This is a genomic window from Myxococcus sp. CA056 (assembly GCF_013336715.1).
Lineage (GTDB): Bacteria > Myxococcota > Myxococcia > Myxococcales > Myxococcaceae > Myxococcus > Myxococcus llanfairpwllgwyngyllgogerychwyrndrobwllllantysiliogogogochensis.
The window spans coordinates 143,459-168,177 of record NZ_JABUMT010000007.1 but is presented as its reverse complement, the minus strand read 5'-3'; the positions used below and the strand labels follow the sequence as shown (position 1 = coordinate 168,177).

At 67.3% G+C, this 24,719-nt stretch carries 22 protein-coding genes and 1 tRNA gene; 10 read left to right on the top strand and 13 right to left on the bottom strand.

Annotated features, from left to right (window positions below; translation table 11 throughout):
• The first annotated feature begins 112 nt into the window (after window positions 1-112).
• A complete protein-coding gene (locus tag HUA76_RS27140; protein WP_141643206.1) occupies window positions 113-472 on the top strand; it encodes a PilZ domain-containing protein in 360 nt (119 codons plus the stop codon).
• 165 nt (window positions 473-637) lie between these two features.
• Here the strand turns inward: HUA76_RS27140 and HUA76_RS27135 are convergent, their stop codons facing one another.
• A complete protein-coding gene (locus tag HUA76_RS27135) occupies window positions 638-2,188 on the bottom strand; it encodes a Glu/Leu/Phe/Val dehydrogenase (protein ID WP_174456785.1) in 1,551 nt (516 codons plus the stop codon).
• Window positions 2,189-2,499: 311 nt separating this feature from the next.
• Between HUA76_RS27135 and HUA76_RS27130 the strand changes: the two genes are divergently transcribed.
• From HUA76_RS27130 to HUA76_RS27110, 5 genes are all read left to right on the top strand, one after another.
• Window positions 2,500-2,574: transfer RNA gene (locus tag HUA76_RS27130), tRNA-Thr, on the top strand.
• Window positions 2,575-3,252: 678 nt separating this feature from the next.
• Complete coding sequence (locus HUA76_RS27125) at window positions 3,253-4,545, top strand: AHH domain-containing protein (RefSeq protein ID WP_174462561.1); 1,293 nt, start codon at window positions 3,253-3,255, stop codon at window positions 4,543-4,545.
• A 9-nt stretch (window positions 4,546-4,554) separates the two neighbouring features.
• Window positions 4,555-5,142: an imm11 family protein gene (locus tag HUA76_RS44935; RefSeq protein ID WP_174456783.1), complete on the top strand. Its 588-nt coding sequence runs from the start codon at window positions 4,555-4,557 to the stop codon at window positions 5,140-5,142.
• A 198-nt stretch (window positions 5,143-5,340) separates the two neighbouring features.
• Window positions 5,341-6,627 (top strand): acetyl-CoA C-acetyltransferase, encoded by a 1,287-nt coding sequence (locus HUA76_RS27115; RefSeq protein ID WP_174456782.1) that lies wholly within the window; start codon window positions 5,341-5,343, stop codon window positions 6,625-6,627.
• A 14-nt stretch (window positions 6,628-6,641) separates the two neighbouring features.
• Window positions 6,642-8,000: a 3-oxoacyl-ACP reductase gene (locus HUA76_RS27110; RefSeq protein ID WP_174462474.1), complete on the top strand. Its 1,359-nt coding sequence runs from the start codon at window positions 6,642-6,644 to the stop codon at window positions 7,998-8,000.
• Window positions 8,001-8,245: 245 nt separating this feature from the next.
• On the opposite strand, the gene HUA76_RS27105 is transcribed toward HUA76_RS27110, so the two are convergent.
• On the bottom strand, window positions 8,246-9,148 hold the full coding sequence (locus HUA76_RS27105; RefSeq protein ID WP_174462473.1) for an alpha/beta hydrolase: 903 nt from the start codon (window positions 9,146-9,148) through the stop codon (window positions 8,246-8,248).
• Window positions 9,149-9,278: 130 nt separating this feature from the next.
• Window positions 9,279-9,989, bottom strand: a complete 711-nt coding sequence (locus tag HUA76_RS27100) for an MBL fold metallo-hydrolase (RefSeq protein ID WP_174456779.1) — start codon at window positions 9,987-9,989, stop codon at window positions 9,279-9,281.
• A 211-nt stretch (window positions 9,990-10,200) separates the two neighbouring features.
• Between HUA76_RS27100 and HUA76_RS27095 the strand changes: the two genes are divergently transcribed.
• Complete coding sequence (locus HUA76_RS27095) at window positions 10,201-10,545, top strand: rhodanese-like domain-containing protein (protein WP_174456778.1); 345 nt, start codon at window positions 10,201-10,203, stop codon at window positions 10,543-10,545.
• 319 nt (window positions 10,546-10,864) lie between these two features.
• On the opposite strand, the gene HUA76_RS27090 is transcribed toward HUA76_RS27095, so the two are convergent.
• From HUA76_RS27090 to HUA76_RS27075, 4 genes are all read right to left on the bottom strand, one after another.
• The gene (locus tag HUA76_RS27090) at window positions 10,865-12,301 is read right to left on the bottom strand and encodes a tetratricopeptide repeat protein (RefSeq protein ID WP_174462472.1); all 1,437 of its coding nucleotides are present in this window, start codon (window positions 12,299-12,301) and stop codon (window positions 10,865-10,867) included.
• Between the two features lie 155 nt (window positions 12,302-12,456).
• Entirely contained in the window at window positions 12,457-13,044 is a 588-nt protein-coding gene (locus HUA76_RS27085; protein WP_174456776.1) for a hypothetical protein, read from the bottom strand.
• Between the two features lie 115 nt (window positions 13,045-13,159).
• The gene (locus HUA76_RS27080; RefSeq protein WP_174462471.1) at window positions 13,160-13,942 is read right to left on the bottom strand and encodes a Sir2 family NAD-dependent protein deacetylase; all 783 of its coding nucleotides are present in this window, start codon (window positions 13,940-13,942) and stop codon (window positions 13,160-13,162) included.
• A gap of 14 nt (window positions 13,943-13,956) precedes the next feature.
• A complete protein-coding gene (locus HUA76_RS27075) occupies window positions 13,957-14,844 on the bottom strand; it encodes a LysR family transcriptional regulator (RefSeq protein ID WP_174462470.1) in 888 nt (295 codons plus the stop codon).
• 178 nt (window positions 14,845-15,022) lie between these two features.
• Between HUA76_RS27075 and HUA76_RS27070 the strand changes: the two genes are divergently transcribed.
• Window positions 15,023-16,264 carry an MFS transporter gene (locus tag HUA76_RS27070; protein WP_174456774.1) on the top strand — a complete coding sequence of 414 codons (1,242 nt, stop codon included), beginning with the start codon at window positions 15,023-15,025 and terminating at the stop codon, window positions 16,262-16,264.
• 45 nt (window positions 16,265-16,309) lie between these two features.
• On the opposite strand, the gene HUA76_RS27065 is transcribed toward HUA76_RS27070, so the two are convergent.
• On the bottom strand, window positions 16,310-17,167 hold the full coding sequence (locus HUA76_RS27065; protein WP_174456773.1) for an arginase family protein: 858 nt from the start codon (window positions 17,165-17,167) through the stop codon (window positions 16,310-16,312).
• A 366-nt stretch (window positions 17,168-17,533) separates the two neighbouring features.
• On the opposite strand from HUA76_RS27065, the gene HUA76_RS27060 reads away from it, so the two are divergent.
• Window positions 17,534-17,899: a hypothetical protein gene (locus HUA76_RS27060; protein WP_174456772.1), complete on the top strand. Its 366-nt coding sequence runs from the start codon at window positions 17,534-17,536 to the stop codon at window positions 17,897-17,899.
• Between the two features lie 2 nt (window positions 17,900-17,901).
• Here the strand turns inward: HUA76_RS27060 and HUA76_RS27055 are convergent, their stop codons facing one another.
• The 4 genes from HUA76_RS27055 to HUA76_RS27040 form a co-directional block, all read right to left on the bottom strand.
• Entirely contained in the window at window positions 17,902-18,741 is an 840-nt protein-coding gene (locus HUA76_RS27055; RefSeq protein ID WP_174456771.1) for an SDR family oxidoreductase, read from the bottom strand.
• Between the two features lie 32 nt (window positions 18,742-18,773).
• Window positions 18,774-19,898, bottom strand: coding sequence for an NAD(P)-dependent alcohol dehydrogenase (locus HUA76_RS27050; RefSeq protein ID WP_174456770.1), 1,125 nt, complete (start codon window positions 19,896-19,898; stop codon window positions 18,774-18,776).
• A gap of 153 nt (window positions 19,899-20,051) precedes the next feature.
• Window positions 20,052-22,355, bottom strand: coding sequence for a hypothetical protein (locus tag HUA76_RS27045; RefSeq protein WP_174462469.1), 2,304 nt, complete (start codon window positions 22,353-22,355; stop codon window positions 20,052-20,054).
• 265 nt (window positions 22,356-22,620) lie between these two features.
• Window positions 22,621-23,550, bottom strand: coding sequence for a LysR family transcriptional regulator (locus HUA76_RS27040; RefSeq protein ID WP_174456768.1), 930 nt, complete (start codon window positions 23,548-23,550; stop codon window positions 22,621-22,623).
• 104 nt (window positions 23,551-23,654) lie between these two features.
• Between HUA76_RS27040 and HUA76_RS27035 the strand changes: the two genes are divergently transcribed.
• Window positions 23,655-24,293, top strand: a complete 639-nt coding sequence (locus HUA76_RS27035; RefSeq protein ID WP_174462468.1) for a glutathione binding-like protein — start codon at window positions 23,655-23,657, stop codon at window positions 24,291-24,293.
• A gap of 100 nt (window positions 24,294-24,393) precedes the next feature.
• Here the strand turns inward: HUA76_RS27035 and HUA76_RS27030 are convergent.
• The coding region (locus HUA76_RS27030; RefSeq protein ID WP_217440268.1) for a hypothetical protein at window positions 24,394-24,719 on the bottom strand (326 nt) is incomplete at its 5' end.

Here is a 24,719-nt window from a genome sequence, read left to right as displayed (position 1 = left end):
CGGGGATGCCTTCTCGTAGGTGGGCGGGGGTGGATGTAGGTAAATAAATTGCCTACATATGGCTACCATGTAGGGTGTGCCTGTCACCACCTGTTGCCGGGAGGCACCCCCAGTGTTCGAGCGTCCGCAAGAGCGTCGTACTCACCTGCGCTTCGACAAGGTCTTCACCGTCTACCTCACCACCCAGGACGGGATGATGAGGGGCGTCGGTCGCAACATCAGCGCTCGCGGCATGTTCGTGGAAGTCCGGGACCAGGTGGGGCTTGGAGAGAAGCTCAAGGTCACCTTCGCCGGCGAGGACGGCACGGAGATGACGTGCCTGTGCGAGGTCCGCTACCAGGTGGCGCTGGCGTTTGGCCGCAAGGACGGGCGCGAGGGCAGCAGCCGCGGCGTGGGCCTGCGAATCGTGGCGTACGAGACGCACGACGACGCGCCCCTGCTCCTGGTGGACCGCGAGCGGGTGATGCACTGAGGTGACGTGTGGGGGCCCGGAAGGGCCCGGGTGGCCCGACGCTCCCGTGACAGGGGGCCACGACGGGGCGACTTCCGAGGCACCCACCACGCATGACAAGGGCACGGTCCTCGAGGAGAGGAGCCGTGCCCTTGGTGTTTCAGGGGGGCGGAAAGCGCGCCCGGATTACTGCGAGAAGCCCTCGAGGAGGTAGTGGGCCTCGATGCGCTTGAGCGCGAGGATCATCGCGGCGCAGCGGGTGTCCACGGCCTCGCCGGCGCAGTAGCCGCGGCTGTCGTGCATGTCCGTCTTGCGCGGCTGGTTGCGGGAGATGTCGCGGATGATGCGGTAGTTGCGCTTCATCGCGCGCTCCAGGCGCTGGTCGACCTCGGCCTCGCTCCAGCGCTCCATGCGCTTGTTCTGGATCCACTCGTAGTAGCTCACCGTCACGCCGCCGGCGTTGGCGATGATGTCCGGGATCATCTCGATGCCGCGCTTCTGGAGGACGCGGTCGGCTTCCGGGGTGGTGGGGCCGTTGGCGCCCTCGGCGATGAGCTTGACCTTGAGGCGCTCGGCGATTTCGGCGGTGATTTCACCACCCAGCGCGGCGGGCAGGAGGATGTCCGCCTGCACTTCCCAGAGGTCCTTCTTTTCAATCTTCTGGGCGCCGGGGAAGCCCAGCACGCTGCGCTTGAGGTTCTTCGGGTCCTGGACGTAGGCGGTGAGCGCCTGCACGTCGATGCCGTCCCCGTTGTAGATGGTGCCGTCGGAGTCATTGACGGCCAGGAGGCGCGCGCCCATGCCGCCCAGGATGATGGCGGCGTGGCTGCCCACGTTGCCGAAGCCCTGGAGGACGAAGGTCTTGCCCTTCACGCTCTCGCCACGGTCGGCGTAGTAGTCCTCGATGCAGAACGCGACGCCCTGGCCGGTGGCCTTGCCGCGGCCCTCGGAGCCGCCGATGCGGACGTCCTTGCCGGTGACGATGCCGCGCAGGTTGTGGCGCTCGCGCTCACCGTCGGAGAACTGGCGGTACAGCAGGGCCATGATCTCCGGGTTGGTGCCCACGTCCGGGGCGGGGATGTCGATGTTCGGCCCGATGAGGCTCTTGAGCCGGTACATGAAGCGCAGGGTGATGGCCTCCAGCTCCTCGCGGCCGTACTCGCGCGGGTCAATCTGGATGCCGCCCTTGCCGCCGCCGAAGGGCACTTCCGCGATGGCGGTCTTCCAGGTCATCTCCGCGGCCAGGGCCTTGAAGAGGTCCAGGGACACCTCGCGGTGGTAGCGCAGGCCGCCCTTGTAGGGGCCACGGGCCTGGTTGTGCTGGACGCGGTAGGCCTTGAAGCGCTGGGACTCACCGGGGACCAGCTGGTAGACCTTGCCGTCCGGCAGGCGCAGGTGGCCCTGGCGGATGGCGACGTCGGAGCCCAGGAGGGCGCGGCCGTTGAGGATGATGCTGCCGTTGGCGAGCAGCTCCAGGCCTTCCTTGTTGCGCACCTGCGTCTCGGGCAGGTCGGCGAACGTCTTGGCCCGCTCGGGGATGAGGGGGACGAGGCGGTCCTTCAGCTTCGCCGTGACGTAGAAGATGTGCTCGTAGTCGGGCTCTTCCAGCTCCAGGCGGACGCGCTTGTCCAGCTTGATGAGGTCCGCCGCCCGATGGAAGATCTCCATCGCCTCGGTGTAGACGGTGCGCTTCGGCGTGGGCGCGGGAGCGCGCATGAAGTTCTCTTCGCTGGCCATGATGAAAGTGGCTCCTTGTGGTCCCAGCCACATGGGGCCGGGGACGCGGGGATAGCGGGGCCCTTATGCGCATATGCGACACAGGGGGTCAACCGCCGTGGCGCCCACCTCCCGTCCCGAAAAACGGAGCGATGACGGGTACTTATGGCAACGCGCTGTGTCACCCACGGCGGATGCACTGTGTCATCGTTGTCGCGGTGCCAGCGCCGTTCGTTGGTGTTCGAAGCAGGGTGTTCAGAATCAAAAAGAAGGGGCACATCATTTCTCCTTGCCCCACTTCGAACGCGATGGTACTCAGCGCGCCGCCTTCCGCCGACATAGCTCAGTGGTAGAGCAACTGATTCGTAATCAGTAGGTCCCCAGTTCAAGCCTGGGTGTCGGCTCCATGCAGTGAAAAGGGTCGGTTGCCGCGAGGCAACCGGCCCTTTTTGCTTTGGGGGGCATCCTCCCTTCCAGGGGGCCATCACCTCGCTGCTTTCAGAGAAGATGAGGCCGTCCTTCTGGATTGCGCCGATGCACAGGAAGTCGCCGGAGTCGAAGCCGACGTTGAGGACTCGCTGGGTGGCGTTCCCAAGGAGCGTCGGACCCATGCGCCGTGCGAGATGCCGGACAGCGAGCGCGGCGTACGCGAGTGCCAGGGGATATTCGGCGTCGTTGCCGAGCCCGGCTTCGTGCCCGTAGGCGACTTGGTAGATGGAATCGAGGACGGTGGAGCCCGAGTCGGGCGTGCCCTTGCCCCACCGCTCCCGGAACAGCCAGTCGGGGTCGGTCGCGTCATAGGGGGCCCCGATGAGATGGATGTCCGCTGTCACGCGACCCCGCACCGTCGGATTGAAGAGACCGAACCATAGGCCGGTGATGGGCGCTGGCGATGGAGTTCGCGTCTGTGCCCCAGGTCCCAGCGCCTTGTAGGAAGGCAAGCCCAGACAGACGCCAGTGTGATAGGAATTGAAGGCGTGCTGGATGAGTTCAGAGCGACAGGACTCCAGGGCTCTCATTGGATTTGTCAGACCCCAAAGTCAGGATATGGCGCCCTGATGCTCAAGGGTTCCTTTGGGGATTCCATGAGGTTGATTGCAGTGGTTGGTCTGCTGCTGCTCGCGTCGGGGTGTGCGACCCCTCGTGTCGTCCAGATTGATGCTGGGAATGGTCAGCGAGTCATTCACAAATCGGTGGACGTTGACCCAGTCGAGGTGAACGAGGAGGAGTTCAAGTCTGCCCTCACGCAGCTCATCCTCGACTTGAGGATGGACGTTGCGTTCCGAGAGGCTGAAGCGGCAGATGAGCGAGGATGGGTGCGGTCCAGAACGCTGCTTGCCTCCTCAAGCGGTCTCGCGGATTCCGGCTCGGCGAGTTCACCCGAGTCGTTGTACGCGCGCATCTGTCCCGACTCGGATGGTTGCTTGTCCCTGGTCGGAGGGACGGGGCTTACGTTCTCGAGGAAGGACCGAACGCTCATGGCCCTGTCCTTCGCGCTCGATGCTGTATGGGAGGCTGTGGAGGGAGAACTCGGCAAGATGCTCAACCCCGCGGCGCTCAAGGCCATGGTGACCTCGGCGGCGCTGAGCGTTCTTCTCACGATGACCTTGCCCGAGCCCGTCACCAAGGTCATCGCGGTGACCCTGACGGCGGCGATGGTGGCCTATCTCGGAGTGGTGCCGGTCTGGGAGATCGGGCGAGGTTTCGTCCAGCTGTGGGATGATGCGGGCAGGGCAATGAGCGTCATCGAGCTACTGGACATCGGCCACCGCTTCGGACGGGTGTTGGGGACGAATGGCACGCGCGTCCTCGTGCTGCTCGTCACGGCGGCCCTCGGTGGAAAGAGCGCAATGGCGTCCCAGGGGCCAAGGCTTCCCGGCTTCGCCCGGGCTGCGCTTCGAGGACAGGCCGAGGCGGGATTCCAGCTCGGGGCGGCGCTGAACGGCGGCGTGTCGTCAATCGCGATGCCCGCCGCTGGTGTTCTGAACGTCGCTCTGGCGCCCGGAGCTGCTGCCGCCCTGGCGATGTACTCGGATGGGCGGATTCCCGGTGACGAGGTCGGGCCCGTTCATCACATCTGCACGAACAAGAACCCCATCGCAGACACTACCGGGGGGCCTTGGACGCCGAGGTGCGAGGAGGTCTTCAAGAAGGCCGGGATGACTCTTGAGGACGCTGCAAACAAGGTCCGGCTCAATGGGCACGAGGGGCCTCACCCCGAATTTTATCACAATGAGGTGCTTCAGCGCCTCACTCGTTCTGTTGCGCGCTGCCGAACGGCGGAGAGCTGCCGGGCCAGTTTGATGAAGGAACTCGCGAAGATTGCAGATGAGTTGCTTACACAGGGCTCAGAATTGCGCAGTTTCATCGTGAAGTAGGAGGGTAGGGTGGAACGGAACTTCTATTGGGTGAGACTTGGCGATGTGCCCCAGTGGCTTCTAAAGACGCCGATACGGGATTCTGGTGAGGCATTTGACGAGCCTTGGATGTTCGCGGATGGTCGTGTCCTTCCACACCCTGGACCCATCAAGGCGCAAGTTTCACATCCCGGGACGAAGCGCACGTTCGTGTTCGCAGGGGTAGAGGGAACTCCCATCGTCAGCGAAGCACTCGCGAATGTCTTCAGAACACTGGCTCCTGATGACGTCCAACTGTTTCCGGTGACGGTGGACGGAGCGCCCGAATTGTATTTCGTCGTCAATGCAACCAAGGTCCTTGATGCCATAGACGAGGCACGGTGCCGGGAGGTTCATCACTATGACAAGGACGACTCAGTCCCTGAATATGAAGGAGAGTACAACTGGATCTACGGACTGCGAATAGACCCCTCGAAGACTGAAGGCGCCCATGTCTTTCGGTTGAAGAAGTTCAAGATTGCGTTCGTTGTTTCAGAGGACATCAAGAACGCACTCGAAGGGGTAGGAAACCTCGGGGTGTCGTTCGAGCGCGTAGCCGGAACGCCCGAGTCGTTCTGATGGTTGATGACAAGCTCCGAGGAGAGGGGCCCCTCGGAGCGCGGCGGAACTGACCGACCCGTACTGCTATTTCACAGGGGCGCGATTCCCTCATCGGTTGCCGCGAGGCAGTCGGCCCTCTTGGATTTCGAGGTTTCGCTCGTGGCTTGGCTGCGCGCGGGTGTGTCCTCGCCGAGCGTCGGCTGATAGGAACGCCCCATGAACCACGGTCCTCCCCGCCGGGTCGCCATCGTCGCGGCCCTCCGTACTCCCTTCGCCCGCAGCAACACCGCGTACGCACGCCTCTCCAACAAGGACATGCTGACGGACGTCCTGCGCGGTCTCGTCGAGCGCACGGGCCTGGGCGGCGTCCGGCTGGGGGAGGTGGTCGGCGGCGCGGTGATGAAGCACTCGCGCGACTGGAACCTGGTGCGGGAGTGCACGCTGTCCAGCGGGCTGGACGCCGCCACGCCCGCCTATGACGTACAGCAGGCGTGCGGCACCGGCCTGGAGGCCTGCATCCTCGTGGCGAACAAGATCGCCCTCGGGCAGATCGACGCGGGCATCGCCTGCGGCACCGACACCACGTCGGACGCTCCGGTGGCCGTGAGTCGGCGGATGCAGCGCGCGCTGATGGCGATCAACGGCGCGAAGACGCAGGGGGCGAAGATCGCGGCGGCCCTGAAGTTGCTCGACCCGCGCGCGTTCGTGCCGGAGATTCCCGTCAACGCCGAGCCTCGCACGGGCATGTCCATGGGCCAGCATGCCCAGCGCACGGCCGACCGGTATGGCATTACCCGCGAGGCCCAGGACGCCCTCTCGCTGGCGAGCCACCAGCACCTCTCGCGTGCCTACGACGCGGGCTTTTTCTCCGACCTGGTGATGCAGTACCAGGGCCTCGCGCGCGACAACAACCTGCGGCCGGACACCACCCTGGAGAAGATGGCGAAGCTGCCGGGCGCCTTCGACCGCGAGAAGGGCACCATCACCGCGGCCAACTCCTCCCCGTTGACCGATGGCGCCTCGGCCGTGTTGCTCGCCAGTGAGGAGTGGGCGCGTGCGCGCGGACTGCCCGTGCTCGCGTATCTGTCGGCGGGCGAGGTGGCCGCGGTCGACTTCGTCGACGAGCGCGAGGGGCTTTTGATGGGCGGCGCTTACGCCGTCCCCCGCATGCTCCAGAAGCGCGGGCTCGCGCTGGGGGACTTCGACTTCTACGAGATTCACGAGGCCTTCGCCTCCGTGGTGCTGTGCACGCTGGCTGCCTGGGAGTCGGACGCCTTCTGTCGCGAGCGGCTCGGGCTTCCGGGGGCCTTGGGGGCCATCGAGCGTGACCGGCTCAACGTGAAGGGCAGCTCCATCGCGGCCGGACATCCCTTCGCCGCCACGGGCGGTCGCATCGTGGGTACGCTGGCCAAGGCATTGTCCGAGGCGGGCTCCGGCAAGAAGGGCCTCATCTCCATCTGCGCGGCGGGCGGTCAGGCCGTCACCGCCATCCTCGAAACCTAGGGAGCGACGACTTCATGGCCGACAAGCTGATGACGCTGGCGAACAACCCCGTGACGGGAGGGCTCGTGAGGGCGCTGGGTCTGCCGACCCCGCCGCCGCTGGCACGGGCCAAGGAAGGCTGGGTGGCACAGCCCTTCGTGGACCGTGTGGTGTTGCTGGGCACGGCACCCGGTGGCTTCGCGACGGAGGCTGCCCGGAGCGCGCTCTCGGGCGGAGGCGCGCGCGTGCTGGACGTGTTGCCGGAGCAGGAGGGCCGAGGTGTGGATGTGGCGCTCTTCGACGCCACGGGGCTCTCCACCCCGGCTGACTTGCGCGCCCTCTACGATTTCTTCCACGTGACGGTGCCGCGACTGGCGCGCAACTCGCGTGTGCTGGTGCTCGTGGGGCTTCCCGAGGAGGCACCGGGGCCCGCGGCGGCCGCCGTGGCGCGTGGTGCCGAGGGCTTTGTGCGGAGCCTGGGCAAGGAAGTGGGACGGCGCGGTGCCACGGCCAACCTCGCTTACGTCGCGCGGGGTGCCGAAGACCGGCTCGCTGGGCCCGTGCGCTTCTTCTGCGGCGTGCAGGCCACCTATGTCTCCGGACAGGCGGCCCGAGTGACGTCCTCCGTGCGCCCCGTGGTTTCGGCGCTCATGGTGGCCGCGCTGAAAGGGAAGGTGGCGTTGGTCACCGGGGCCGCGCGAGGCATCGGCGCGGCCACGGCCGAGCGCCTCGCGCAGGAGGGGGCTCGTGTGGTTCTCCTGGACGTGCCCGCGCTCCAGGATGCCCTGGAGGCCACAGCCGCCCGTGTGGGCGGAGAGGCCCTGGCGCTCGACATCACGGCCCCCGATGCGCCCGCACGCCTCGTGGCGGAGCTGCAAGGGCGCCACGGCGGCGTGGACGTGGTGGTGCACAACGCGGGAATCACCCGTGACCGCACGATCGCCAAGATGACGCCCGAGGCGTGGGACCAGGTGCTGTCCGTCAACCTCGCCGCCATCATCGCCGCCGACGAAGCGCTGCTTGCCTCCGGTGCGCTGCGGGACGAAGGGCGCCTCGTGTACCTCTCCTCCATCAGTGGCGTGTCGGGCAACTTCGGGCAGACGAACTACGCGGCGACGAAGGCGGCTCTCATCGGCTACGTGGCGGCGCTCGCGCCGACGCTCGCGCCGCGTGGCATCTGCGCCAACGCGGTGGCTCCGGGCTTCATCGAGACGGCCATGGTGGCGAAGATGCCTCTCATGACGCGCGAGGTGGGCCGCCGGCTCAACTCCCTGTCACAGGGCGGCCAGCCGCGCGACGTGGCGGAACTCATCACCTTCTTCGCCAGTCCCGGGGCATACGGGGTGACGGGCAATACCTTGCGTGTTTGTGGACAGGGCCTCGTCGGCGCCTGAGTGACCCGGGCGCGCTTCTCGCCGGGCGCGCTTCTCGCCGGGCGCGCTTCTCGCCGGGCGCGGTTGCATGGAGGGCGAACACCTGGGGCGACACGTCGCTCCAGATGCCGCCCTGCTCTGATGAGCGCCCGCCGACGCAAGTCACTTCGCCATCAGCCTGTCTCGCTCTAGTTGCCTTGCTCTGATGCAAGACGACACGGAAGGGCGCCACCCGTCGCGCGGTCGTGACTCCGGGTTGGCTCCGTTCATTCCCGATGTGACGAGCCCAGTCCGTGGGCCACCTTCCGGAACGCATCGCGCGCTTCCGGCGTGAAGGTCGCGCCCACGAACACATGGAATGCGCCGGGGTACTCGTACAGCCGGATGCTTCCGCCCACGGCCTCCACTTTCTCGCGGAGCTCGCGGGCGTCCAGGATGAACAAGTCATCGGTGCCCTGGAACACGTCGATGGGCGGCAATCCGCGCAGGTCGCCGTGAATCGGGCTGAGGGTGGGAAGCGAGAGGTCATCGCCCCCCGCCCACCACTGCCCCGCCTCCAGCAGGCGCGCGGTGCTCAGCATGACGTCGCGTGGCTCGATGGCGGGGATGCCCGGGTTCGTCATGGCGAGATCCAACCAGGGCGAGAACAGGATGAGTCGTCCCGGGAGTGGCAGGCCGAGGTCTCGGAAATGAAACGTCTGCCCGAGTGCCAGTCCACCGCCCGCGGAGTCCCCGCACAGTGCCACCTGTGTCGCGGGGGTCGTGGCGAGGACCTGCCGGTACACCTCGGTGAGAAAGGGATAGGCGTCGCGATGCGTGAATTCGGGCGCCAGCGGATAGATGGGGACGGTGACACTCGCACCGGTGTGCCGGATGAGTGACTCGATGATGCGCCAGTGAGGGAGGATGAACTCGTTCACGTACGCGCCGCCGTGCGCGTAGATGAGGTGCCATCCGCTGGCACGCTGGCGTGGCGTCAATTTGAACACCGCGCGTCCGGCGACCTTTCGTTCCTCCACGTTCGTGAGCGCGTGCAGTGCGCGCGGTAGCGCAGGAACGGTGGGATACGTGCGCGTCTTCGCGGTCCGCCGGAAGGCCTCGGGGTCCGAGCGGTACTTCTTTCGGAGGCCCAACCAGAACTTCGCGGCGCTCATCCTGAGACTGCTCATGCGACTCCTGAAGCCCAGGATGGAATCGCCAGGCTTCGCGTCGTCACGTTCCATCCTCGGATGCGGAGAGTCTACGCCAAGATCGACGGACTCCGCGCAACTGACACGAGGCCCAACTCATCCCCTGCCATCAGTGTGCAGGTGTCGAAGAGGGCGAGGACGCCGTGAGTCCGCACGCCCGGTTGGCGGGAACGGCCACGTCGAGCTTCTTCGGCTTGGGCAGGTCGAGGTGCTCCATGATGCGGATGAACTCCTCCCGACTCTTCCCCGCCACGCGGGGGTTGTGCCGCTTCTCCTCGGCGATGCTCGTGACGGTGCGGCCCTTGTAGTCGTGCGCGGGGTAGACGAGCGTCGTGTCCGGGAGCCCGAAGAGGACCCGCGTGACGCTGTCGTAGAGTTGGCTCGCGTCCCCGTTCTGGAAGTCGGTGCGCCCGTTGCCGCGCACCAGCAGGGCATCCCCGGTGAAGACACGGTCCCCCAGGAGGTAGCTGACGCTGTCGTCCGTGTGGCCCGGTGTCGCGAGCACCTGGAAGTCGAGCTGGCCAATCCGCAGGTGATCCCCGTGGTGGACCTGGACGTCGGCGCATGCGGCACCTCTCACGCCCCCCACCACCGTGCACCGAGTCCTCGCCCTCAAGGCACCAGATGCTGTGACGTGGTCGGCATGTACGTGGGTGTCGAAGACATGCGTCAGCGTGAGGTCCAGCTCGCGCACCAGCTGAAGATCTCGGTCGACCTGCTCCAGCACGGCGTCGATGAGGACCGCCTGACCCGTCGACTCATCTCCGAGGAGATAGGTGTAGGTCGAGGACTCGGAATCGAAGAGCTGGCGGAAGATCATGTCGAAGCCTCTTGTCCCTGTGACTCGAGGGGGAAAGGTCTCGGGCCCCTCATCCTCAGAGTGCGACCCGCGGGGGCAGGAGTGGACAGTCGAGTGACGAGGGGCCCGCTCCCCGCGCATGAGGGCTTGCCGCCAGTGTCCCCGCGTGCAAGCTCACCCTGTCTTCCATCGAAGGTGCGCTGGCGCACCTGCCTGCCTCCGGAGCCTCACCATGAAGTCCTCTCTCGTCGTCGCGACCGTGCTCGCGAGTCTCCTCCTCGGTGCTTGTGCCAGCCGGCAACGGCCGGTCCGGGACGAGGCCCACCGCTGGGTCGACGCGGGCGCCACCCTGGTGGATGTCCGCACCCCGGAGGAGTTCGCCGCCGGTCACCTGCCCGGTGCGGTGAACATCCCCGTGGACGACCTGTCCCAGCGACTCCAGGAGCTCGGCTCGCCGGAGAAGCCCCTGGTCATCTACTGCCGCAGCGGTGGACGCAGCGCTCGCGCCGAGAAGCTGCTGAAGGAGCAGGGCTTCCAGCAGATCCTCAACCTCGGCCCCATGTCGACGTGGGAGTGACCTCGGGCCGCGCGCCAGGCGCCCTCGTCCGTGTCACGGCAAATCAGGCCGAGATGCACGCCCCGAAAGCCAGTGGGTCATACAGCCAGGTCGGGCTGGAGCATTGATCACGCGGGTTGCTCTCCACGTCCTTGAGCAGCAGCGCTCAGGCCGCAGGCGTCAGACGGGAAGGCTGGCCGGGGTGCCCACGAGCCTCCAAGGCCTGGACACCCTCCTCGCGCTGCCCTTCAGCAGACAGCAGGAGCCCTGCGGCACGCCCTGCCGCCCGCCGCGGTGCAGCAGCCCTGTCAGCAGGCGCCGCTGTCCCTGAGGCAGACCGTCACTTCGAGCGCTGCTCAAGCTTCCGCAATTCTCTCTCCACATACTTGCGTTGAGCCGCAGTGCTCTTTCGCAACAGGAAGGACCGATAGGCATTGATGGCCTCAGGTCCCTTCCCCATGTCCCGAAACAGGTCTCCCCGATTCAAATAGAGCACGTCGCGCTCGTGGCCCGTCGCGGTGAGCAGCGCCAGGCAGTCGTCGAGGACGGCCTGGGCCTGGAACCACTCCTTGTGGGACCACAGCGCGAAGCCGAGGTTGTTGAGGATCTCGGCCCAGAGGTCGATGATCGCCTCCCTCTGTTGGTCCACCTGTGGCCTCAGGATGTCGCTCACCACCCGGAATCCATTGCGCAGGTCCAGGGGCGCCCCGGCGATGAGCCGGCCTTCCGCGAGCCATGTCCGGTAGATTGTGGTCCACTCACTGAGCGCCGCCTCTTGCTGCCCCGTGCTCCACTGAGTGAGCGCACTTTCGCTCACGGCAAGCAGGTCTTGGCGGATGCGATGGAGGCCCTCCAACTCCTTCAGGTCTCTGTCGGCGCTACTCTCTGTCGTCCATCCGCTCTCTTGCATCTCCTCGATCTGCGGAAGGGAGTATGTGCGCCCCATGTATGCCTCGCACGTGACGTCTGCCTCGCCCTTCTGCGCGAACGTGCAATCACAGGTAGGAAGCGCGGTGCCCCCGCCCGACCAGCTCAAGCTGTCCGCGACGCGGGACAAGGAGATGGACTCGTCGGCGTCGGGGAGGATCTCCTCGACACACGCGCAGATCTTCCGTGTCATGGCCTCGCTGGCCATGGCATCCACCTTCGAGCTGACGCTGTCGATGACCCACAGGGAGCACCCATCCCGAGGCGCGGCGAGCAGCCAGCGGGAGTTGGGCAGGTAGGCCCACGTGAGGTCGCGGGCCCCTCCGTCCCTGGGACCCAGTGCCTTCTCCAGGGCGACCGCTGCCTCCGGAAAGGCCTCCTCGGGGGAGCGTCCTTCATCCGGGAAGTGGGAGACGCCCCATACCTTCTGCTTGCGCTGGAGCCGGACCAGACATCGCTGAGGACCATTGCCGAAGCGGATGGCGGCGGAGGTCGCACTCTCGGGCTCGGGGACGAGCCGCGCCACCTCGCCCATTGTCGGACAGCCATTGAGCGGCAGGCTCGTTCGCACCAGAGCCGGGGCAACGGGCTGCCCCGTGCGTGGGTCCACCACGAAGAAAGCGTCATGGAAGAGGGGCGGTTCCACGCGGTCGCGGGTCCATGGACTGGGGACGACGAAGTAGCCCACGCGAAGTCCGACCTCTGGGAGTTCGACCCATTGCTCCTCGACGAGGAATCGTCCGCGACGCCAGTCCTGGAAGGCGGAAGTCTTCTTGAGATTCGCCGACGAAATCTCTGGGGAGGGCATGGCCCCAGCGGCGACAAGGAGTGACAAGAGGAGGGGAAGCATGGACGATCCGTGAATCTACTCCAGACGCGGCCTCGACGTGAGCTCAGGGCCCCAGGTGAGGTGCCCCCGTGTGTGCATGGTAGGGGACGGCGGCCTCACTCGCGGTTGTCGAAGCATGGCTCACGCGGGTTGCTCTCCGCGTCCTTGAGGACAGCTCAGTCGTCATCGTCGTCGCCGTCACCCGCGCCGCCGAAGATGCCTTCCGCCTCCGCCGGGGTCGGCGCGTCGAACGTGCAGGTCAGCTCGTCGCCATTCTCATAGCGGTAGATGAAGTGACCCGCGGCGCGCTTGTCGTCCACCACATCGAACGTCACGGAGCCTCCCCTCGGCAGTCCGGACGCCTCGTGGTAGCCCCTCCCGGAGCCCGACGATTTTCTCAGGGTGCCATACCAGCCGTGCACCAGCAGATTCACCTCCGGGGCGAACTCGGTCTCCTTGTTGATGAGCAGCACCGTCCGCGAGCCACTGCCCTCATCGATGCGCCTGTCCTTATCCAGGAGGATGTCCACGCCAAAGCCCGTCAGTCCCGCCTGACCGCGCGGGAGATAGGTCAAGTTCACCCAGTTGGAATCGTAGGCCTCGTCCATCAACCGGGAGGCCACGCCATCGATGGGCCAGACCACGGCCTCTCCCAGATAGGTGCCTCGACATTCTCCCGTTGCGTCCCGGCCACCACCACAAGCGGTGAGGAACAGGGCGGTGGCCATCCATGGAAGCGCCGCGCGAAGACTCAGACAGTTCATGGCTGCCATTCTAGGGGCATCCCATGTCTGATTTCCTCAACGGACCAAAAGAACAGTCTCCCTGGAATTGCCTGACGCGGTGCATTGCCTGGCGGAATCCCTGACATGCGTCACTTCAGGCCAAGGTCGACGCCGTCGAGAGCAGCACGGGAAGAACCTGCTCCGCGGGCCCCAGGACCTCGACGTCGAAGTCCGGATGGCGGGGCTCCATGGGGGTGAGATTGACGAGGAGCGTCCACGCCCCCGCGTACTTCGCGCCCCGGACGAAGTTGGCTGCGGGGGCCACCGTCCCGGACGTTCCGATGGCGATGAAGAGGTCACAGTCGCGCAGGGCCTTCTTGGCCGCCCACTCCGCGTCCACGGGGAGGGGTTCACCGAACAAGGTGATGGCGGGGCGGAGGAAGTGACCGCACGCGGGGCACGCGGGGGCCGCATCGGGCTGTGAAGTGTCCGCGAAGGGGCTCTGCGTACACGCTGGATTGGAGCAGCAGGTGCGCAGCAGGGAGCCGTGCAACTCGACGACCTCCGGGCTGCCCGCGCGGGTGTGGAGCCCATCCACGTTCTGCGTCAGGAGGGTGAAGGTCGAGCCCTTCCCGAGCCGCCCCGCCCATTCCGCGAGTGCGAGGTGCGCCGCGTTCGGCTGGGCGTCCCCCACCAGTCCTCGCAGCGAGCCGAAGAGCTTCCAGACGCGAGAGGGGTCGCGTGCGAGGAGCTCCACGTCTGGGACCTCTTCCATGCCAGGACGCGTCCACAGTCCACCGGGACCACGGTAGGTGGGCAGGCCCGAGGCCACGGAGATGCCCGCGCCGGTGAGCACCACGATGTGGCGCCAGGTGCTCGACTGGAGTCGATGGCGGAGCTGCCGCAGCACGTTCTCTTCGGTGAGCAGGGCGGTCATGGTGTCGCGCCAGTCTAGCGACTCTGGCTGAAGAGGTGCTTCGCCATGAAGTCCACGAAGACGCGCAGCTTGGGAGACAGGTAGCGGCTGGACGGCCACAGCATCCGGAACGTGCCTTCGTGCTGCGTGTGGTGTTCGAGCACCGTCGCCAGGGTGCCGTCCGCGAGCTGGCGGCGGATGGCGAAGTCCGGCAGGCAGGTGATGCCGAGGCCCTGCTCGGCCATGAAGATGAGCGGTTCGATGGTGCTCACGACCGCCGTCGTCGGCAGCTCCAGCTCCTTGCGCCCGCGTCGCAGGGGCCAGCGCTCCAGCTTGCCGTTGGTCGCGAAGCGGTGATGCAGGCACGCATGGGACTTGAGGTCCTCGGGCTTCCGGGGCGTCCCTCTTCGCGAGAGATAGTCGGGCGAGGCGACGAGCGTGAGGCGGAAGGTGCCCAGCACCCGCGTCATCAACCGGGAGTCGCTCACCTCGCCCGCGCGCACCACCCCGTCGAAGCCTTCATCAATCACGTCGACGAGCCGGTCTGAGAAGTCGAGGTCGAGCTCGATTTCGGGATACGCGCGCATGAATGCGCTCAGCGTCGGCATCATCAACATGCCGGCCAGGGGCATGCTGACGCGCAGCTTGCCGCGCGGCGCACCCTGCGTCTGCGCGAGCTCCAGCTCCGCGGCTTCAACCTCGCAGAAGATGCGGCGGCAGCGCTCGAGGAAGAGCGCACCCTCTGGCGTCAGGGTGATGGTGCGGGTGGAGCGGTGGAAGAGCCGCACGCCGAGCCGTTCCTCCAGTCGAGCCACGGCCTTGCCGATGGCCGATGACGACACCCCCAGCTGCCGTCCGGCGAGCGTGAAGCTGCGCGCATCCGCGGCCTGCACGAAGGCGTTGAGTGAGCCGAGACTGTCCATGCGCCAAACCTCGATTGCGGACATTTCTGTCCGATGTGCTCGGAACTGTAGCGCGGTGGTCGTGACCGCACCTCGAATCTATTGTTTCAGCCATCGACGTCGACGGAGGTCGCCTCGCCCCGTGGGTGGGGGCTTCGCCGTCGGCCGACGTCCTCCCTCTCCTCTGACTGGCGACACCATGACTTCGACGACCACGCCCCGCGCCCAGGCCGCGCCTGCTCCCGGACTCCGACACGCTGACGGCACGGCCGAGCGGGAGGAGCGGCTTCCCATCGCCGGGCTGCTTGCCCTGGCCATGGCCGCGTTCATCACCGTGCTGACCGAGGCGCTGCCCGCGGGGCTGCTGCCTCGGATGAGCGCGGACCTTGGTGTCTCCGAGGCACTGGTCGGCCAACTGGTCACGCTCTACGCCATCGGCACGCTGGTGACGGCGATTCCCCTGACGGCCGCGACGCAGGGCTGGCGACGTCGCCCGTTGTTGATCCTCGCCCTCCTGGGCTTCGTCGTCGTCAACACGGTGACGGCGGTGTCGACGAACTTCGTGCTGACGCTCGGCGCGCGGTTCTTCGCCGGGGTGTTCGCGGGATTGTTGTGGGCGCTTGTCGCCGGCTACGCGGCGCGCATGGTGCCGGAGCACCAGCAGGGCAGGGCGATGGCCATCGCCATGGTGGGCATCCCGCTCGCGCTCTCGCTCGGAATCCCTGCCGGGACCTTCCTGGGTGCCGCCGTCGGCTGGCGCGTCACCTTCGGCATCATGAGCATCCTCACCGTCATCCTGGTCGGCTGGGTGTTCGTCAGGCTCCCAGACTTCCCGGGCCAGACGGGGGACCGTCGCATGTCCATCCGGAAGGTGTTCATGCTGCCGGGGATCCGGTCCGTGTTGTTCGTCACGCTCGCCTTCGTGCTCTCGCACAACGTTCTCTATACGTACATCGCGCCCTTCCTCGCTCCGGCGGGCATGGCGAAGAACATCGACATCGTCCTGCTTGTCTTTGGTGTCTTCGCGCTCGTCTCCATCTGGGTCATCGGCGTCTTGATTGATCGCTGGCTGCGAGAGCTGGTGCTCGTCAGCACGGCGCTCCTCGTGTTGGTGTCGTTCGCGCTCGGTCTGTGGGGGAGTGTTCCCGCTGTCGTCTACGCGGGCGTCGCGGTCTGGGGGCTGGCCTATGGCGGAGCCGCCACGCTCTTCCAGACGGCATCCGCGAAGGCGGCGGGAGAGGCGGCGGACGTCGCCCAGTCGATGATCGTCACGGCCTGGAACATCGCCATCGCGGGGGGCGGCATCGCGGGCGGCGTGCTCCTCGAGACGCTGGGAGTCGTTTCCTTCCCGTGGATGCTCGTCATCCTGCTGGTGCCGACGCTGCTCGTCGCCTGGGGGGCGAAGCGCCACGGTTTTCCGCCCGCTGCAGGGCGGCGCTGACGGCGGGCGGACGGACGGCTTCGAGCCGTCGACCGGTACGAACGGCTAGGCACCGCCTCCCGAACCGCGCGCCCGCTCCGTCCCCTTCAGCGCGGCATCGCACAGGCGCGCGATGACCATGCCCCCATTCGCGGCGGCGACGTCGCTGTCGGGCGCGAACTCGGTGATCGTCAGGCCGACGACATCGTTGGTGGCGGCCAGCCGTTCGACCAGCGACACCGCATCGGCCACTGAAGGCCCGCCGGGCTCGCGGTAGGCGAGGTGGGGGAATTCGTCTGGATCCAGGACGTCCAGGTCGAAATGGATGTGGAGTTTCCGGCCGGACACGCGTGCTTCGTCGAGCAGCGCGAGTCCATGCTGCCTCTGGAATTCCAGGTCGCCCTCGTCCCCCACTCGCACGCCGTAATAGAAGAATCGGTCCGCGGAGATCGGGGCCGTCAGCAGCTCCCGCATCGGGCCGGGCGCGTAGCCCATGATGGCGCTGACCGGCATGCCGTGCAGGTTCCTGCTCGGCGACGTCTCGGGCGTGTTGGCGTCGTAATGCGCGTCGATCCAGACGACGGTGAGCCCGGGGTGCCGCTGTGCCAGATAGCCGATCACCGCGATGTCCACCGCGCAATCGCCGCCTGCTGTGAGCACGCGCTCGGGAGCGTGCCGCCGCAGGAGTTCGTGCGCCGCGCGGAACTGCTCGAACAAGGCGGGCCAGGCGATCACATCGAAGTCATCGCCCGTCGCGTCGCTGAGCGGAACGTCCACGCGCGGCGCGTAGCGCGCGCAGATCTCCGCCGCCGCCGCCGCGCCGCGCGGCAGATTCCGGTGGCGACCCGAACCCTGCCATTGTCCGTACGCAAGCATCAGGTCGAAACGAGTTGCCCTGCCCGCGCGACCTTCGGTCGAATGCATGAGCCCTCCGGTGGCACGTGGCCTGGGGTGCGCCACGGAGGTTACGACCGAACCCGCCCGGGAGCGAGGACTCAGCGCGGCCACTTCACCCGCATCAGCGTGTCCAGCTCCGCGCGGTCCTCCTCACCGGAGACCGCGAAGACGCACGGGGTGAGCGAGCCGACGGTCTATGTGTGGCGCCAAGCGCTTCGGGGGCATGGACGCCAACGACACGAAGCGGCTGAAGCAACTGGAGGCGGAGACTGCCCGGCGCTCGACATCGCAGTGCAACTGACGATGGCTCTGTGGACACAGCGCGAGCGGCTATGCTCCCCTCATCGCGCGGGCCCGCTCCTGGGCATGCGCTGAAAGGCCGAGGGGCGGACCATGTCGCAGCGGAGTGCCACGTCGTGGCGGTGGCTTGCGGGCGTCGCGGTGCTCGCGCTGCCAGGGCTCGCGCCAGCGCAACATCCCCTCTACACGATTCCCTGGGAGGACAAGTCGCAGGTCCTGGAGTACCGCTCGTGTGGCTGCGCGGACTCCTGCTGGGTCGCGGAGCTGCGCGCGAAGAAGGGGCGCAAGCTGCTCGCCAGGCTGCGGTGTGACTGCGAGAAGCTCTGGGTCATCCCGAGTTGGAACTCGAAGGAGGCCGAGTACCGCGCGACCTGCGACGGCTTCGACACGGAGCGGAAGCTCGACCTCATCGCGGAGGAACTCAAGAGGGTGCTGAAGGCCCACAAGCCGGCGCCCTAGGCTCACGTCAGGGGCAGGGTCTCCAGGCTCATGGGCGCATGTCCCGCCACGCGCTCGACATCGGTCGTGACGTCCGCCAGCTCACCTGCGGCGATGGCCGTGTATGTGCTCACCCACGCATCCACCTGCCACTGCTCGGCCCCGTAGCGGGCCCGCGAGCGATACGCCTCTTCGATGCTCTCCGCCTGGTAGCGGATGGGACGCCCCAGCTTCCGACTGAGCACGGCGGCGACCTCGTCGAGCGTCAGCGACTCCGGTCCGGTCAGCGAGTACGTGCGGCCCCGATGCTCGCGGGGATTCAGCAGCACGGAGGTGGCGACATCGGCGATGTCGTCCTGTGCAACGGCCGCGACCCGTCCATGCCCCGCGGGGCCTCGGAGCACGCCGTCCTCTCCCGCCATCATGGGGAGGAAGTCCAGGTAGAGGTTGTCTCGCAACATCACCGAGGAGAAGCGCTGCTCCCGCAAGCGCTGCTCGGTGGCCCAGTGGTCCCTCGCGAAGGTGAAGGTGGCATTCGGGGCCGCGCCGTAGAACGACGTGTAGACGAGCGTCTCCACGCCCACGGCCGCCGCTGTTTCGATGAACGCGAAGTGCTCCTCCAGTCGGGTCGGCGCCTCCTTCGCGGACACGAAGAGCGCGGTCCGCACGCCCTCGAGCGCGCGGGCGAGCGCGTCGCGATTTCGATAGGTCGCGACGTGGACCTCGGCGCCCGGCAGCGAAGGGGCCCGCTTCGCGTCGCGAACGATGAGTCGCTGAGCGACTCCCTGGGCCGCGAGCCGACGCGCGATGCGTCCCCCGAGTCGACCCGTGCAGCCGGTGACGGCAATCGGTGTATCCGCCATGTCGTCTCCTCCGTGGCTGGGGCGCGAGGCCCTCAGGTGGGCCGCGTCATCCGGATGATGGGCTTGAGCGTGTCACCCTTCTCCGAGTCCTTGGCCGCCTGGTTGATCTGCTCCATGGGGTAGAACCTCACCAGCTTGTCGAACGGGAATCTACCCTGGGCGTACAGGTCGATGAGCTGGGGGATGAAGACGTCCGGGACGCTGTCGCCCTCGACGATGCCGCGCACGCTCCTGCCGGGAATCATGAGGTCATTCACGTCGAAGCTCGCCTCGGTGCCGACGGGAGGCGCGCCGACGACACCGCACGTCCCCAGGATGTCGAGCGAGTCGATGGCCTGCCGCAGCACCTTCGGGTTCCCCGTGGACTCAAGGGTGTAGTCCACGCCCCGGCCTCCGGTGACGCGCTTGATGAACTCCACCGCGTCCTCGGTCTGCCCATTCACCGCATGCGTCGCGCCCAACTCCTGCGCCAGTTGCAGGCGGTTGGGTTTGGTGTCCACGGCGATGATGGTGGTGGCCCCCGCGAGCCGCGCGGCCATGATGGCGCTGAGTCCCACCGCGCCGGAGCCGAAGGCCGCGAAGCTACGCCCGGCCTTGACTCCCAGGGAGTTGAGGACCGCTCCCGCTCCCGTGGAGATGCCGCAGCCCAGCGGCCCGAGCAGCTCCAGCGGCACGTCCTTGCGCACCTTGACGATGTTGCGCTCCGTCGCGATGGCGAAGGTGCTGAACGAGGACTGGCCGAAGAAGTGGTCATGGAGGGGCTTGCCCTCCTTTTGAATCGCGGTGGACCCGTCCATCCGCCCACCGCCCATGTTCCGCGCGTAGAACTCCCGGCAGTACGCAGGATGCCCTGACTGGCACAGGTCGCACTTTCCGCAGAAGGTGAAGGCCATCACGACGTGGTCGCCCGGGGCCACCTTCGTCACCCGGTCGCCCACGCGCTCGACGACACCCGCGCCCTCGTGCCCCAGGACGATGGGCAGCGGCAACGGGTAGAACTGGTCGCGGACAATCATGTCGGTGTGACACATGCCCGTGGCGACCATCCGGACGAGCACCTCGTCCGCCCGAGGGGCTTCGACGGTGACGTCCTCGAGCTGGAAGGGGCCGCCCTTCTTCCACACGACGGCCGCCCTGGCCTGGGCTTGCTCACTCATTGGCTCTCTCTCCTTCGTGCCGGTCCTGGCTAGGGTACGGACGCCCTGCCGGGGAGAGGAGTCTTGCCCGCTGCATTCAGCGGGGACGCAGGGAGGCTCGGCTCCACGCCAGTCGCCTGGCGCCGGCCGAGCCTCCTGCCCACGTGCGCGTGGCTACCCGCCGCGCACGCTGATGCGGTACGCGGTGCCGCTGGTGCACTTGCCGACCTGCTGGACCACCGTGAGGATGTCCGTCGCCACCAGGTCGCGGCTCAAGAGGATGACGTTGCCGCTGCCGTCGCCAATCTCCTTGTTGGTGCTGTCATAGACGCGGATGCGTGCGCCGGGGACAGCCTGCGACACGATGACGAAGTTGGTGCCCGCGAGCGGCTGGAGGATGCGCGGCGCCGGCAGTTCCTTGCAGCTCCCCGCCGGCGGCGTCTGGTTCGTTGGGCCCGCATCACACAGCTTCTGCTGGGCGACCAGGACCTCTCCGGAGTTCAGGGCGCGGCCCAGGGGCGTGGCGAAGTCGTAGTCCGGGAACCAAGAGATGGGCGTGGAGAAGCCACCCGCGGAGCCCACACCCAACACGTCGATGCTCGTCCGGGCGCCGTTCGTCAGCGAGCCCAGGCTGACCAGCTGCTGACCCGCGAAGGTCTGCGGCGGGTCGAACGAGGGAGCGGGGATGTTCGCGGGCGCCTTCACGGCCTTCTGGGGCGCGGACTCCGGGCTCTTGTCGCCGCACAGGCTGATGACCGCCTTGTACTCGTCGCCCACGACGAAGGGCGTCTTGCCCGGGCGGATGGCCGTCCAGTCCGTGCTGGTCGATGACGAGACGGCCGAGCCTCCGTTCACCGTGACGGTGAGCTTCGCGCCCGGGACGTGGCGCACGGAGATGACCTCCGCGCACTCGTAGATGAGCGTCGGGTCGATGGCGGGCGCGGGCAGTCCCGTGGGGAAGTCGACCTTGTGGTCGCGGACCTTGATCTCCGGTGAAGGGCCGGACACCGCCGCACCACTCTCCTGCCGGGCGGAGACCTTGTCACCGGCGACCAGCGCCGGCACGTTGAACACCTCGTGGTTGGGACTGCGGGCGATGAGCGAGCCCACGTCGGTGCCGTTGATGGTCAGCGTCACCTTCGCGTCGAGCACCGCGCCGCGCACCGCGACCTGCGTCGCGCAGCCATACAGCGGGTCGATGACCACGGGCGGCGAGAGATAGCCCGTGTCATCCGGGATGTTGCCGGGCACCGTGGTCCCCGTCGGCTTCGGCGCCTTGCAGGCCTTGCGCAGGGCGTCGACGTGCGCGGTGAACTGTGAGCGGTCCGCGCCGTAGGGCGGCATCGTTCCAGGCAGCGGAGGGCTGACGGCGGTCTCCAGGACGATGGTGCAGTAGCCGGGCAGCTCCTTGGAGAGCGCGGGGAATCGGCGACCGGAGCCGCCCGCGCGGTGGCAGCTGTCGCAGCGACCCTCGGAGGACACGGCCTCCAGCAGATACGAGGGGCCCGGGTTCTGCGGCCAGTCCTGATGGACGATGGGCTCGTACCAGCCCGTCCCGAACAGGTCCAAGCCGATGAAGGGGGGCTTCTCCGGGTGGACGACGAAGGGGTTCTCGCCCGCGTGGCAGTCCGAGCAGGTGCCCTGGTCGTTGGCTTCAAGGGCATAGCCACCCACGAAGTCCTTGATGTCCACCTGCACGCCTCGGATGAAGGTCTTGCTCGCGGGGTTGTCCCAGAAGCACGCCTTGTTGCTGAGCGTGCCGAGGCAGATGATGCCGAGCAGGTCGATGGACTTGTCGTCGCGCAGGTAGCGGGGCAGGGCGAGGCAGACACCCGGCGGCTTGTCGCTAGTGTAGTGCATCAACTCCGCCTTCTCGGTGGTGCTGATGAACTCGTCTTCGATGACGCCTCGGTTGACCCAGCCCGCGGAGAACATGGGCGGAGGAATGGGCACCCCGGCGGCGGCGCACTCGCGGATGTAGGCTTCGCCACTGTTCTCCGTGATGGAGAAGGTCTTGATGCCCTGGGCCTCCAGCTTCCTCGCGACGTCGGCGCCCACGCCCTTCGTCTCGTGCTGCTCGTCTCGTCCCACCTTCGACGTGCTCAGGCGCTTGAGGTAGTGCATGCGCAGAGCGCCGTTGAGGGAGCGGATGCGAGTGAAGTCCTCGGGGCGCAGCGTGTCGTTCAACCAGTCGATGTACAGCGCGTTGGCGAGCACCTCGTCCTCCACCTGACTGGTGATGACCTTGCGCGGGCCGTCGATGTCGAGGCCGCCTTTCTCCAGGGCCTGACGCCGCAGGGTCTCCAGGAAGTCCTTCTGCGTGCGCTGCACCATTCCAAGGTCAGCGGTGATGACCTTGCCGCCCTCCCCGAGGAAGGCGCCGTGGCCATAGGTGATGACGCGCTCGTCCACCGGGGGCTCGGCGCTCTGGCAGCCAATGAGACTCATCGCTGTCACGACGGCGAGAAGAAGGGTCAACCGTGGAGTTTCAAGCATGGGTCGTCCAGGGGTAGGAGTTGCGACGCGGCGGTGACTGCGATTCCAAGGCCCGCGCTGGCTGAACGGCACTCCCCCCATTTCTTCCCTCAAATGCCGCGAGCGGCCTGTCGTGCGGGCGCCCGGGTTGGAGGTGTTCGGACCGGACGAGGCGTGAGGCGCTGCGCGAGCAGTACGGTATTGAACACCGCCCGGGCTACGAGGACTTCGAGCAGGGTGAGCTTGAGCTTCAGCGCAGTGCCGTGGCTCACCCCGCGGCGAGACGGCGGGGCGCGAGGCCCTCCAGGGCGGTCGCCAGGCGGTGCGCGGCCTCACTGGCCTCGCGTCTCCAGGCGATGCGCCAGGAGCGCTGCAGCGGCCCCGAGGCGAGCCGCTTCGCGACCAGGTCTCCCTTTCCGAGATGCGGTCCGGCGATCCACTCCGAGATGACGGCGACGCCCAGGCCGGCGCGCGCGAGGTCGAACATCGCCTCCGTCAGGGGGAGTCGCTCGAAGCGGAGGCGGGGGCGCTCCCGGCCGAAGACCTGGGTGAGGAACCAGTGGGACTCCGCCGGAGGTGTCTGGGACGTGAGCAGGGTGTGCTCACGCAGGTCATCCCGCGTGAGTGTCTTTCGTCCCGCGAGCGGGTGCGATGAGGACACGACGAAGACAATCTCATCGGAGAAGAGCTTGCGGGCCCCGAGCGTGGCGCGAGGGATGGTTGCCTGGGTGAGGAGCGCGACGTCGATGTCTCCCGCTTCGAGGGCCGGGATGGGGTCGCGCGTGTGTTCCACGGCGAGGGTGACCTCCAGCCCCGGCATGCTCCTGCGCAGGTCCACGAGCAGGGAGGGGAGCCAGTGGTAGGCGGTGTAGCACTCGCACACGAGGCGCAGGCGGAGGGGTGGGGCGGCGGGTGTGAGGACACAGCGCTCCAGGTCACCCAGCTCGACGAGCAGTCGCGAGGCGCCGGCGACGAGCTGTCTCCCTGCTTCGGTGGGGACGAGGCCGCGGTGGGTGCGGTCGAAGAGGCGGGTGCCGAGCTTGTCCTCCGCGAGCAGCAGGGCGCGGCTGACCGCGGGCTGCGTGAGGTGGAGCACGGAGGCGGCCTGCGCCGTCGTACCCGCCGAGGCGAGGGCCACGACGACGCGCAGGTCCTTGATGTCGAGGCGGGTGTTGGGGGGGCTGGCGATGTCACTCATGCATCGAGCCTATGCGAAGGATGCGTTGGACGCATAGGTCGGCGGGGGCCAGAGTCGTCGGCGTTCCCAGAGGGGAACGTGTTCGACGTCCTGGAGGAATGACCATGCAGCTCTACTTCTCTCCGCTGGCCTGCTCGCTGGCGACCCGTATCGCACTCTACGAGACTGGCGCGAAGGCCACGTTCGTGGAGGTGGACCCGAAGACGAAGCGCACGCAGGACGGCCAGGATTATCGGGAGATCAACCCGCTGGGCTTCGTGCCGACCATCCGGACGGATGACGGAGACATCCTCTCGGAGAACGCGGCCATCCTCCAGCACGTGGCGGAGCGTTGGCCGGAGGCGAGGCTCGCGCCGACGGAGCGCAAGGAGCGTGAGCGGCTCCAGCAATGGCTGTGTTTCATCGGCACGGAGTTGCACAAGGCGGTCTTCACGCCGCTGCTGGACCCCGCGGCGCCCGAGGGGGCGAAGGCCTATGCCCTGGGGAAGGCGACCTCACGGCTGGACCTGCTGGAGAAGCACCTGAGCGGTCGCGAGTTCTTGTTGCAGGAATTCAGCGTCGCCGACGCCTACCTGTTCGCGGTGCTGGGGTGGTGCGTGGCGACCCCCGTGGACCTGAAGAAGTGGCCCGCGTTGGTCTCCTACGTCTCGCGTCTCCGGGAGCGGCCGAGCATCGCGCAAGCGTTTCGCGAGGAGCGGACGCTCTACTCGGAGTACCAGGCCCGAAACCCGACGAAGGCGTGAGCGACTCGGAACGGCGTGACACGCTTGGTGGAGTTCGTACCTGGCGCGCATCGGTAGGGAGTCCGGTGCGTGCAGCTCGCTCCGGACTCCCTGGCCGTCCTCACCCGCGCATGCAGTCGAGCAAGACCTGCGTGCGGTAGGGCTGGTTCCGCCGAGGTGGCTCCGGCATCAAGACGGTGCGAGCGCACGGCACGACGTAGCGATGGTGCAGCAAGGCGTCCGCCGTCTCCGTGGCCCGCTCGTAGTCAGGCCACTCCAGGGTCATGACACAGGTGCGCGTCCTGCAATCGACGCCCAGCACGGAGAACGGCCGACGCGTGCGCAACGTGTCCAGGTCGGCGCGGAGTCCCGTCTCGGTGGGCACGGCCCAGCCGGGTTGAATGGGCTCCTGGTCGTGGCGGTGAAGCTCGCCCGCGTAGTCGGCGA